Origin of the sequence: Nostoc sp. 'Peltigera membranacea cyanobiont' 232, from assembly GCF_002245985.1 — a bacterium.
Classification (GTDB): domain Bacteria; phylum Cyanobacteriota; class Cyanobacteriia; order Cyanobacteriales; family Nostocaceae; genus Nostoc.
This window is the reverse complement of sequence record NZ_NOLK01000009.1, coordinates 79710-92748: the sequence shown is the minus strand read 5'-3', so window position 1 is coordinate 92748 and position 13039 is coordinate 79710. Positions and strand designations below refer to the sequence as shown.

Genomic DNA, 13039 nt, shown 5'->3' with positions numbered 1-13039 from the left:
AATTCCTAACTTCTCAACTATATAGGACTCATATTTGATTTTTTAAATACACGTAGGCTTAACGCACCACCCTTTATGTTTTGGTGCGTTACGGAAGCCGTAACACACCCTACACATACTTAGATTTTTTCAGAAATCAAATACTAGTCCTATAGAAGTATATTAAATGCCAGCATGACCCAGCGCTAAACCTGTTACCAGCATTCCTAGAACAAGGAACGGTTGGGCGCTGGCTTGGTACTTAACGTCATTCTTCACGGGGTCTCGCAGAAAATACATATCCTGTAAAGTAATCTGCGGAATGATTAACAGTACTAGGATTGCTGCATACAAATTCTCATGGATGCTGACGAGATAAGCTGCGATAAATCCTTGAAATACATCAATTGTCACTACACAAATCCATGCCGCAGTGGTGATGCCAAACATTACGGGTAGTGAATTTAATCCTAGCTGGCGATCGCCTTCTACACTCTTAAAATCATTAACAATGGCAATGCCCAATCCAGCCAAGCTGTAGAACATTGTCAAAATCACAATTGTGGAATTGAGTTCGCCAAACAAAGCGTGTCCTGTAGACCAAGGTAGGGTGATATAGCTTGCACCCAAGGCGTAGCTACCTAGCCAGCCGTTTTGCTTGAGTTTCAGGGGAGGTGCAGAATAAATGTAGGCAATGAAAGAACCGATGATTGCGATCGCTGTAATTGTCGGGAATTCATGACCAGACCACACATCTAACACAAATGCCAAACCATTGCCAGCAATCAGTAATACCCAAATCTGAATAATTACCTGGGGTAGGGGAATTGCCCCAGAGGGAATCGGGCGATAGGGTTCATTGATGGCATCGATTTCGCGATCGTAGTAATCATTGAGGATTTGAGTGTAACCTGTCATCAATGGCCCAGCCAGTAGCATACAGGTTAATACTTTCAACACATTTTCCAGTGTCCAAGTATAGTTACCCGAAGATGCCGCACCACAGACTACACCCCAAATTAGGGGAATCCAGGTAATGGGCTTCATTAACTGCAAACGAATTTTCCAAATTGAAGTTTCTCCAGCAGCTGCACCTTTCATCCCCAGCAACTGCCTAGTTTTCGCATTGCGATCGGCAGTTGCTATTGCTTGTTCGCTGGGATTAATTGCTACTGAGTCTATAGCCTCAGTTGGATTGGGGTCTGGGGTAATGGGAGTTGATTCTGACATAAGGCGTATTTTTTTTAGAGTGAGGAGTTAGGAGCAGAGCCGGAGACGCTCCTAACTCCTCACTCTTAACTCCTAACTTTGTTCCTAACTAACTTAAAACGAAATTATCAAATAATTATTCTGAAACTTTGCTCCAGCAACGGATCTACCACTTAAAGCCGAGGGTAGGGGAATATTCCGTCGCTGATCTCCTGCATCTATCGTGACTTCTGGCCCATATTGGGTCAGCTTGACTTGCTTTTTGTCAAAACCTGGCAAGAATAAGCGTACCTGACGATTGGGGATGTCTATTTCAATTGGTTTGGGAGCCTGTAGAGCTTGTGCTTCAAAGTTGGGTAGTGCGTCTATCAATGGTTTCCAGTCATCTACGGGCGAGTCGGGAATGACACTCACAGGTAGGGGGATAAATTCCTCTGACAGATTGACGTTTGTCTCAGGAGACACAAGCAGAACACCACCAACAGTTAAACCAATTTGTTGAGCGCTACCCCACAAATAACGAGCATTTGCTACCTCAATGGGATCTCCTGTGGTCACTAAGAAAGCAGCAAGACGCTTGGGATCGGCAAGCGCGGCTCTCCCTTTTTCCAAGAGATTATTGACTTGGTTAGTGGGCGCTGCAAAGTTATCTGCTGTCCAGTTGATATTGAAAAAGCTGCTAATTAGCGGTTGAATTAAGGGCGATTCAGTAATCGTCTTCCCCAAATCGGAGTTGACAAACAATTGCCGAAATCGCCGGACATACCAACTGAGAGATTCTGGTAAACCCAACATTCGCAACGTTAAAGAGTCACCCGTGCCATCGTAGACGATCGCATCATATTTGCCACTGGCATCATATTCGCGGATAGCATTTAGGGCTAGGGCAGTGTCCATACCTGGTAAGACTACAAGTTCTTGACCAAAAACGTCTTTAAATATGGGCGTGCGGAGATATTGCGCCTCAAGTTTCTTTACTTCGTCCCAGTTGCGCTCAAGCAGTAAAGATGATTTTAACTGTACTACCTGTAATTTGGGAGCGATTTCTTGGGGATCGGCAGCAATGGGAGTATCCAACAGGATTGATAATGTTGGTTCTGCTTGTCCTACCAGAAGTACGCGCTTGCCTTGACTTGCCAATAATTTGGCGGCGGCGATCGCAATTTTGGTACGAGCGGTGCCGCCTTTGCCCAAAAATGTCAATATTAGAGCCATTACTTGATTCCTATTTTCACCGCCGATCTTTTCAATTCCAACTTAGCACTCAATAAAGATTCTCAACCTGGGCTGGAAATTTCAGATGCCAAGAAAAATCCGGATCTGAGTTCTTTACAATTACACAGGTTTAATTTCATCTTCAAAAAACCAAGTGGAAAAATTGTCGTCAAACAGCACTACTACACCGATCCCACCATCAAGGACTTTGTAGCCTTGGATGATACCCACTTGTCCTAGTTTTTTTACAATTGGGGGAGAAACGCGATCGCGCAAGCGAAAGACTTTAACCTTTTGTCCGATTTCCATGCCTAATTACAATCCAACAAACCTTCGTCTCAGTGTACCGGAATCCGTGACTCAGCTTTCACAAATTCAGGGAGTGGGGACTGGGGACTGGCAAAACACCGTTACCCAATGACAAATAACAAAAAGCTTAAAATTAAATCAACACTCAAACAGGTACAACCATGATGTTTGTCACAGCGCAGCAGCTAGAACAGCAAATGCCCGATGCTACTCGGTTGTTAAGTGATGAGCCGGAGATGGAAACTTCATTGCACTATGTCTACGATCGCTATAAAAATCATGTGCGTGTCTTTAAACTCATGGGCACTAGCTACGAGGCAATATCTTTACCAGAGAACCGCTTCTGGTTGGAGGAGTTAGAACTAGGATTGGGTCTTTGGCAAGGTTCTTATCAGCAGACAACAGGTTTGTGGTTACGTTGGTATAATACAGCAGGTTGGGTGCCAACGCGAAGAGAACAAGCAGAGCAAGAGCGCCAATGGGCTGAACTAGAACATCAACGAGCAGAGCGATTGGCAGAATATTTGCGATCGCAAGGAATTTATCCAGATAGCCTAAGTTAGCTAATGGAATAACGCTTAAATCATCCGATGAGTAGACATTCTGAAAAAAATTATGTTTGACTTTTTAAGATTTTTGTGATATGTAAAACTGGCTAGTTTGTGCCAGTGAGTTCTAGGAACCAATTGATAAATTAACTGGTCTTGCCGGGGTAGGATGTGCTTAAGAGCAGAAAAATGGTAATTAGTAAGTTGTGTATTTAACAATACTTTTTCAAATAAAGTTTTTAATGGTAGGCTAGTGCGGCAAACTACTCTCTAAGTAATATAAAATTCGCGAATAACTTGCGTGTGGTGTGTGGTAGTTTTTAAAGATGAGAATTTCGCTTAAAGATAATTCAACTTGGTTGCAAGTGCAGCGCTACTGGGAATTGCTGCACGTTTTGGTAGCGCGGAATCTCAAAGTGCGTTATCGAGGTTCTTTGCTAGGGATTTATTGGTCACTGTTTAACCCGTTGTTCATGACAGGGCTATACAGTGCAATTTTTGGGACAACTTTTGCCTCATATTATAACAACTCAATAATGAATTATGTGTTAGCAGCCTTTACCGGGCTGGTAGTGATCAATTTTTTCTCAGCTTCTACCTCTCAGGCATTAAGTAGTGTAGTGGGTAATGGCTCACTATTAAATAAAATTAGTCTGCCAGTGAGCGTTTTTCCTCTATCGATGATTACAGCAAATGTATTTCAGTTTTCAGTGGGGACATTTCCGTTACTAGCATTGATGACTTTGATTAATTCTAAGAGTTTAGTCAATGTGTTGGCGCTAGTGTTTCCATTTATAGCCCTAGTTTTAGTTTCTACAGGAGTTGGTTTTTTCACAAGTGCTATGTACGTCTTTTTTAGAGACTTGCCTTACTTTTATGAGTTAGTTGTATTTGTACTTTGGCTGAGTAGTCCTATCTTTTATCCAGCAGCTATTGTTCCACCGCAGGTAAGGCAGTTTTTAGGTTTAAATCCATTATCACCAATTATTGAAAGTCTGCGCCAGATTACTTTATCAGGTTCTCTACCGGATTTAGAGTTAATTTGGGGTGCTTTACTTAGTGGAATAATTATTTTAGCTTTAGGATGGACTTGTTTTCACTTGTGGAGACATCAATTTATGGATTTGCTGTGAATGGAAGTAATTCGCCTAGATAATGTTTCGCTGTTGCGACGGACGCAAGAAGAGTTTTCTTATGACCTTAAGAAAACAATGCTATCTGTTTTAGAAGGGAAATATCGTCAGCCAGTGAAAAAGTTAGTACTGGATAAAATTGATTTCGTAGTTCAAAAAGGCGATAAAATTGGTATTATTGGTGCGAATGGCTCCGGTAAATCCACTCTTCTAAAGGTAATTTCTGGAATCTTGCAACCTACGAGTGGAACAGTACGGGTGCGAGGCAAAATTGCGCCTTTGATTGAATTAGGAGCAGGTTTTGATCCGGAAATTTCCGTAATGGATAATATTGTGCTGTATGGTGTACTGCTGGGATATTCTAGATCAGAAATGCGGAATAGAGCGCATTCAATTTTGGAGTTTGCAGAATTGCAAGATTATGCTTTTGTTCCAGTCAAGGGATTATCTTCAGGCATGGTGGCAAGGCTGGGTTTTTCTATTGCAACAGATGTGCAGCCTGACATTCTAATTCTAGATGAGGTGTTATCTGTAGGGGATGAAAGTTTTAAAAACAAGTGTAAGCAACGGATTGAAAAATACTGGGATGACAAGGTAACTATTTTAGTAGTATCTCATGATTTAAAATTTATCAAAGATTCTTGTCAAAAATCTATATGGTTAGATAAAGGTAAAATCCAATTAACTGGTAGAGCTGGCGATGTTGTAAATAAATACTTAAACTCTGTAGATAAGTAAAAAGGCCAGTAATTAATGGATAGGAAAAATCATAAAAATAATCTCGGCTTCACTTTATCCTTTGCAAACAATGAATCCCGGAAAGTCACGCCAAAAGTTTATTATTGGGAGCGTTTTTAATAACAGTTAAACATATCTTAACTTCAGTATTTGCAATAATTAAGACTAAACTTTCTGGCATTAGCATTACGTATTCAATCGTTTAGTTTGGTCAAGTTGAGAAGTCAGTAGAGCTTTGAGGTAAAGAATAGTGGTAGATCAAAACATACATTCATCAAATAATTTTAAAATCCAAAACTGGGGTACTTTTGACGTTTCCAACTATGGAGATTTAATCTTTCCACTAATACTGGATTTTGAAATAAAAAAACGAATTTCTGAAATAGATATCACGCTTTATTCCCCACAAGGAGGCCAATTTGAGCCAGATCCGAATAGATATGTAAAAAGAATTATTAGATTAGAAGAAGAAGGATTCTTGAATGAAATATTAAACTATAAAGGCATTGTTTTAGGGGGAGGTGATATTATCCGATTTGATGATGCCGCTATGGTATCTGTTTATGGGATTTCTCAAGAAGAAACAGAACAAAAAAGATCATATCGTGTTTTTATAGAAGATTTAGGAAAGCTTTCTTCTTTGATTCCTGTAATTTGGAATTCAGTAGGAATACCTTTTGATTTTGATAATAATCAAGCATTCTTTTTAAGAAAAAATCTTGATAAAATTCCTTATATAAGTGTAAGAGATGCTTTGTCAAAGGAAAAATTAATCAATGCTGGCATTGAGAAAGAAATTTATATTGTTCCAGATACTGCTTTTTTAGTTGCTCGTTACTATCCTAAAGGAAACCTTGCAGATATACATCAAGATATTATTCAAACTAATGAATTTCCAGAATATGGCAAGGTTTTGTGTTTTCAGGTTAATTTTGATGCTATCAAGTATCTCAAAGAATTAGTAATAGCAATTGAGAAGCTAATTGAATTAGAACCTGAACTAGAGATTGTATTTTTACCGATTGGTTTGTGCCATAACGATCAACTAACTTTACAAACATTACAAAAAGAGATAAGCAAGAAAACATTTTTAGTACATGGCAATATAGATACTCGTAAAATTGCTACTATTATTGCTTACTCAGATTATTTTGCTGGTACAAGCTTACATGGCAATATTACAGCCTATGCCTATGGCATTCCTCATCTGTTTATGAATTTTTCTAATTTAGAAAAAATCAAAGGTAATGCAATAATTATGGAAAGTGAGCAGAGTGTTATTACTCAAGTTAGTATGCTTGAAACTTCTTTGCTTAAATTAATTAAACAACAAAAAAATTGGGATAGACCTTTATCACAACTTATTAAAAAAATTGATACCCACTTTGACAAGATTGCAGATATTTTACAAAAATCTCCAAATGTTGTCTTACCTATTAATGAAGTAATTAAGTATGTCGATGATATTAGTACAGTATTGCGGGTTTATATTACAGATAAAAAAATAAAACCATACGAAAAACAAAGAGAAGAATTAAATTACCAAGCACAAGAAATAAAATATCAATTAGAGCGAGGGCAGTCTAATTTACAACAGACTCAGGATCAATTAGAGCGATGGCAGTCTAATTTACAACACACTCAGACAGAATTAGAGCGATCGCAGTCTCATCTACAACAAACTCAGACAGAATTGGAGCGATCGCAGTCTCATCTACAACAAACTCAGACAGAATTGGAGCGATCGCAGTCTAATTTACAACAGACTCAGGCGGAATTGGAGCGATCGCAGTCTAATTTACAACAGACTCAGGCGGAATTGGAGCGATCGCAGTCTAATTTACAACAGACTCAGGCGGAATTAGAGCGATCGGAATTCCAAGTACAACAGACTCAAATAAAACTGAATTTTCAGAGAATCACCACTCGTCTCAGATTTTTGAATAATCCACTAATAAAAATTATTACAAAATTTTATGGACTAAATGAAATATTTCCTACTGGATACCTGCAAGGTAATTTAGAAACACCAAGACTTAAAGAAAATAATATTAATGATAACTTGCTAGTTTCAGGCTGGCTTTTCAGTAGAGAAGCCAAAATTAAATCTCTTATCTTAGTGAGAGACAATTTGCTAGAAAATAAAATTGAGTACGGATTTTCCCGACCTGATGTATATCAAGCATATCCAGATGTGGAACATGCAGGTTCATCAGGATTTATCCATAGTTTGAGTTTAAACAATCAACACTCCGGCTACATAGATATTCAAATTTGGGCAATCTTTGAAACTGGACAACCAATTTGTTGTTTTGCCAGACGTGTTAATTTTCAACCTCTCAGTCGAAATAACTATGTAAAAAATAAAGGGAGTCTAAGGAATCTTCTTTTATTTGTGCGTAGTGTGGTAATCAAGGCCATAACTGCCTATAAACAGGGAAGATTACCACTTTCTCCAGCTTTATGGATTTATCATCTACGACGTTATTATAGGCAAATTCAGGATTTTCAAAATACAGAGATAAAATACTCAGGCATAATTCATCCCTGGCAAACGCAAGATTTATATCAAAGATGGCTTCAGACTAATGTATTGTCATCAAGTCTTTTAAGCAGGATGAAAAGAGATGCTGAAAAACTGGCCCCAAAGGGAGTAAAGATTAGTATTGTCGTACCTGTTTACAACACTCCTAAGAATTTTCTCAAAGAAATGATTGACTCAGTAAGAAGTCAAATATATACAAATTGGGAATTATGCATTGCTGATGATGCCTCTACCAAGCCTCATCTTAAAGAATTGTTGCAACAAGTAATGGCAGAAGATTCACGAATCAAAGTCATTTTTCGCCAAGAAAATGGCCATATTGTAGAGGCTACTAATTCTGCATTGAAAATTACCACAGGTGATTATGTAGCGCTGCTGGATCATGATGACATTTTATCTAGTGATGCACTATTGCATGTTGCCGAATGTATAGACAAACATCCTGAAGTAGACTGGATTTATACTGATGAAGACAAAATAAACGAATCTGGATACCACTTCGATCCACAAATGAAGAGTTCGTGGAATCCTGAGATGGCAATTACTCACAACTTCACTCACCACCTGACAGTTATCCGCAAAACTCTGATTGATCGACTTGATGGAATGCGAAAGGGGTTTGAGGGCGCGCAGGATCTCGATTTATTTTTGCGTGTGAGTGAAAAAACAACACCAGATAAAATTCAGCACATCCCTCATGTATGTTATCACTGGCGAACACATCCTGAGAGCACTGCTTCACATGGTACTCAAAAGCAGTACGTATTTGATAGCGCCTACAATGCTATAGAAGATGCAATTCAACGTAGGGGTTTAAGAGCTAAAACGTTTTTACCCCCAATTGCTAAACAACATGGCTTATGCTTGCACCAGATCAAATGGGATAATTCCCTAATAGCAGAAAATCCTGTCACAATTGTTATTCCTACAAAGGATAGAGTAGACCTATTAAAAAAATGCATTTCCAGTCTAGAAAAAACCGTAGATCGGCGCTTTGTAAAACTATTAATAATTGATGACTGCTCGACAGAACAATCAACTCACCAATACTTTAAAAAATTACAAGAAGACTATGTATTGCAATGTCGCGTTATTCACTCCAAACGTAAAATAGATGTTTTTAATTATGCCCATTTAATGAATTTAGCTTGCGAGCACATCGATACACCGTATATGCTTCATCTTAATAATGATGTACAAGCATTAGAGCTAGGTTGGTTAGAAAATATGGTTGGTTGGATGTCTATAGATGGTGTGGGCGTAGTTGGCGCTAAACTTTTATATCCCGATAACACTATTCAACACGCTGGAGTTGTCGTTGGGCCGCACAATGGACTTGCCGACCACTTATTTAATCATTTGCATAAAGAGGAAATTGGCTATATTTGTTTACCCCATGCAGCACGGAACGTTTCAGCAGTGACGGGTGCTTGTATGCTAACTTCAACCAACTTGTATCGCGAACTTGGTGGCTTTGATGAAGATAATTTTGCAGTCGAGTATAACGATGTTGATTATTGCTTACGCGTATTGCAATCTGGAAAACGTATTGTTTATACACCTCAAACCATCCTGATACACGAGACTAGCGCATCTAGAGGTAAAAGTTATAACCCCAGAGAACATATTAACTTTATTAAAAAATATAAGGACTTTACAGATCCATTCTTTAGTAGAAATTTAAATATAAATTCTATGCTAATGGCTATTAATCCTTACCATTATAGCCATGTAAATAGAATATCAAAGGCAAAAATTCTCTTTATTACTCACAATCTAAATCTAGAAGGAGCACCACTAATTGTTTATAATTATGCTCGTTATTTTGCAAGCAAAGGTGGTTATGATATATGTGTAATTTCTTCTAAAGATGGTATTTTGCGACAAGAGTATGAGGATTTAAATATTCCGGTTAAAATTTTGCCAGAAACATTATCTTTACAAAAAGAAAATTTACAAAAGTATCACCACCGTCTCCAAGAAATCGGCGAAAGTCTGAACTTAAAATCCTATGACTTAGTAGTATGTAATACGTTACTCAGCTTTTGGGGTATAGAGTTAGCGAAACTCTTTAAGTTGCCAACTATCTGGCATATTCATGAAAGTCAAAATCTAGATACGAGCATCAATAATTTCTTTAGTCATGCATCTAAAGAAATTACACAGAAAATATTGCCAGATTGTTTTGTCAATGCTACTAGAGTAATTTATCAGGCTGAAGCTACGCGCAGAATTTTTCATCAATTTGATATCAAAGGAAATTTCCGCACTATACCAGGGGGAATTGACTTAGAAAAAATAAAATATTTTCGGAATACGCATAATAAATCTCATCTGCGGGATAAGTATAAAATTAATCAAGAACATCTGGTAATTTCTATAATTGGAACTACCTGTGAGCGCAAAGGTCAACACATCTTTATCGAAGCTATTAAAGAGTTGGAGAAACTTTGTCCCGACAAGTTTGCTAATATATCTTGTCTCATAGTAGGTGCAAGAAATAGTACATACATAGATAGCAACTATCTAGACTTATTAAAGCGTCAAATACAAGACTTATCGCTTAAGAACGTTTCCATTTATTTTGAAACCATAGATGTTTATGATTTTTATGCGTTGAGTGATATTTTTGTCTGTGCATCTTTTGAAGAGTCTTTTCCCAGAGTATTGCTAGAAGCAATGGCATTTGAATTAAAGATTATCAGCACTGATGTATTTGGCATTCCAGAAATAATCAATGATGGGGGTGAAGGCCATTTAGTACAGCCAGGGGATGCCAAAGCCCTAGCTGCTGCAATTTATAAATGCATCATTGAGCCAGATATATCAGATCGTTTGGCAAAAAATGGTTACGCAAAAGTCTGCCGAATGTTTGATAACAATAATCTTCTTCAACAGCATTGGTTACTGGCGAAAGAAGTTATTTTGAGCCAGTCTTAAACAAAAGTTTCAACAGCATTTAGGGTATAAAACCCGTCAATAAAGTTTTCACATCTTAATCTCTTATCATTTTTATAATTTCCCCTAAAAATCCATGTTTAATATTATGAAGAAACATTTTAATATATTGGGTATAATTATATGCCTGTATATTTTTTTAGCATTTTTGCCCTTGCCTATCGGAATAGGAATAGGGCTTGATCGATCTTGGCAATATGCAATTAGTCGTGCAGCCTTAGAGAAATTTGTTTTTGGTAAAGATATCATCTTCACCTATGGGCCATTAGGTTATCTGATTGGTGGTTCTGTATTAGACCAAAACTTTTATCCAATATTATTATTTCGCTTAATTGCTGAATCAATAACATTTTGTATCACTATTACAACAATTATAATTCAAAAAACCAAATTTCACAAATTTTTACTATCTACTAGTATATTTTTTGCTTATTTGCTTGGTTTATCTATCGATTATAAAATTATATTTGCACTCATAATGATATTGTCTTGGGAAAATATTATTAATAAAAAAAATATCAGATTGTGGGCTTTAGGACTTGGTTCAATATCCGGCTTGTGTTTGCTTACAAAGTTTAATATTGGAGTTTGTACGTTAGGAATAATTATTATAGTAATCTTAGCTAAAATCTTTCAAGATTTTAAATATAAATCTAATTTATCCACAAGCTTATTTGCTTTATCAGACGCTGTGATAGCAGCATTGACTTCATCTTTTTTATTATTAAATCCCCATTTAGTTGAAAATTTTAAGCAGATAAGTTTATGCATATTTTTGGCAAGTGTTTTCGGCATATTATTTTGGTTAATAAAAACACAACTATTAAATAATGCTAATAGAATCGATGGAAAATTTTATCCTATAATCTCTTTCAAAAATGGTTTTTACATAGCATATGCGTTTGCTATATTGATGATAAATTTTTATTTTTCTCCTCTATTAACAAATTATTTAAAGGGTTCACTAGAAATTTCTTCTGGCTATTCTAGCGCTATGAGCATAGTTGGCTCTTATTGGGAGTTAGGATTTGCAATTGTAGGACTTGTCATGGTCTTGTTAATTTTGATCCAACTCATGCGTGAAGAATTTTTAGGACTGGGGTTAGCTTTAGCTTTTACTCTATGGATGAGTTTCAAGCATGGTTATGTTCGCCAAGATGGACATGTTCATTTTTTTATACAATCTTTACTTATAATTTCTTCTATAGCAATTATAAAATTAAGGAATAGATTTAAATTATTAAAAAAAATAACTTTGATTTACTTATTTTCCATTATTTCGATATATTGTTTAGCACCAACATATTTTGGTCAGCCTAGTGTGAATATGGCATTTAGCATAGGTCAAATTTTTAGTCCCATAAATGTAATTAATAAAGTATCAGCTTTACTCAACCCAGAAAAACTGCGCTTGAATATAAATAACAATAGTAATTTAGAATTATCAAAAGTCAGACTACCTGATAAAGTATTACAAGTATTAAATAATCATGCAGTAGATATTATTCCTTGGGAAATTTCAATGGTGGAGTCAAATAAACTCAACTGGCAGCCAAGACCTATATTTCAGTCTTATGCTGCCTATACTAAGTTTCTCGATAGCACAAATTTGAGTAGCATCTCAAGCAAATCACCGGATTATATAATATATAACTTTACAGCTATTGATAATAGACATCCTTTTTTTGATGAGCCATCTACATTTTCTTACATAGCTTGTAATTACAAATTGTCTTCAGAATTAAACGAATTCATAAATACACCTGCACTTATTAATTTGATAGTATTGCAAAAGCGCGATATAAATATATGTTCTTCGTCTATTAAGACTAAAGAATTATTACTAAAATGGAATCAGTCTACAAACTTGACTGATACTTCTTCTTTAGTCCGTGCATCTATTAAGTTTGAATATTCATTATTGGGAAAAATATACAAAACTATATTTAGAGCACCACTTGTAAACATTAATATTGATTTTAAAGATGCATCTTACTCTTCTTTTAGGATAATTCCAGAGAATTCTGAGAATGGCATCATAATTAGCCACTTACCTTTAAACGAAAATCAAGCTTTTTCATTCTTTCAAGGGCACTTGAATCAGCGAGTTCAATCGTTTAAGTTTTCTACATCTAATCCTATTTTGTACAAACCAAATATCCCGCTAATCCTTGATTCGTATCATATTCTAGATTAATCTATTAGTATTAAAGACGAATTTATTGATATATATATCAGCATGAAAATAAATCACCTTTTTGCAAGAGCCAATTGAGAGATTATGTTCAATAAAAGTCTTCCACTCCCAAAAACAAAGCTACTCTTATTAGTTGCCTATTCACTACCATTTATTCTACTTTTGTGGTTTGTTACTAGCTTCAGTGTGAACGTACCCTTTTGGGACG

8 protein-coding genes are annotated in these 13039 nt (G+C 36.4%); 5 read left to right on the top strand and 3 right to left on the bottom strand.

The features are described from left to right. Window positions 1–162: 162 nt before the first annotated feature. From chlG to petP, 3 genes are all read right to left on the bottom strand, one after another. Window positions 163–1209: a chlorophyll synthase ChlG gene (chlG, locus tag CDG79_RS05225; RefSeq protein ID WP_094341183.1), complete on the bottom strand. Its 1047-nt coding sequence runs from the start codon at window positions 1207–1209 to the stop codon at window positions 163–165. A 93-nt stretch (window positions 1210–1302) separates the two neighbouring features. Next, on the bottom strand, window positions 1303–2403 hold the full coding sequence (locus CDG79_RS05220) for a Get3/ArsA fold putative tail anchor-mediating ATPase NosAFP (RefSeq protein ID WP_094341182.1): 1101 nt from the start codon (window positions 2401–2403) through the stop codon (window positions 1303–1305). Window positions 2404–2523: 120 nt separating this feature from the next. After that, entirely contained in the window at window positions 2524–2712 is a 189-nt protein-coding gene (petP, locus tag CDG79_RS05215) for a cytochrome b6f subunit PetP (RefSeq protein ID WP_094341181.1), read from the bottom strand. 161 nt (window positions 2713–2873) lie between these two features. Between petP and CDG79_RS05210 the strand changes: the two genes are divergently transcribed. The 5 genes from CDG79_RS05210 to CDG79_RS05190 all read left to right on the top strand — a co-directional run bounded on the left by CDG79_RS05210 (window position 2874) and on the right by CDG79_RS05190 (window position 12831). Then, window positions 2874–3275, top strand: a complete 402-nt coding sequence (locus CDG79_RS05210; protein WP_442937532.1) for a hypothetical protein — start codon at window positions 2874–2876, stop codon at window positions 3273–3275. A gap of 311 nt (window positions 3276–3586) precedes the next feature. Then, window positions 3587–4393 carry an ABC transporter permease gene (locus tag CDG79_RS05205; RefSeq protein WP_094341180.1) on the top strand — a complete coding sequence of 269 codons (807 nt, stop codon included), beginning with the start codon at window positions 3587–3589 and terminating at the stop codon, window positions 4391–4393. Next, window positions 4394–5131 (top strand): ABC transporter ATP-binding protein, encoded by a 738-nt coding sequence (locus CDG79_RS05200; RefSeq protein WP_094341179.1) that lies wholly within the window; start codon window positions 4394–4396, stop codon window positions 5129–5131. A gap of 250 nt (window positions 5132–5381) precedes the next feature. Next, on the top strand, window positions 5382–10616 hold the full coding sequence (locus CDG79_RS05195) for a glycosyltransferase (RefSeq protein WP_094341178.1): 5235 nt from the start codon (window positions 5382–5384) through the stop codon (window positions 10614–10616). Window positions 10617–10788: 172 nt separating this feature from the next. Next, window positions 10789–12831, top strand: a complete 2043-nt coding sequence (locus tag CDG79_RS05190) for a hypothetical protein (protein ID WP_223278016.1) — start codon at window positions 10789–10791, stop codon at window positions 12829–12831. The last annotated feature ends 208 nt before the right edge of the window (window positions 12832–13039 follow it).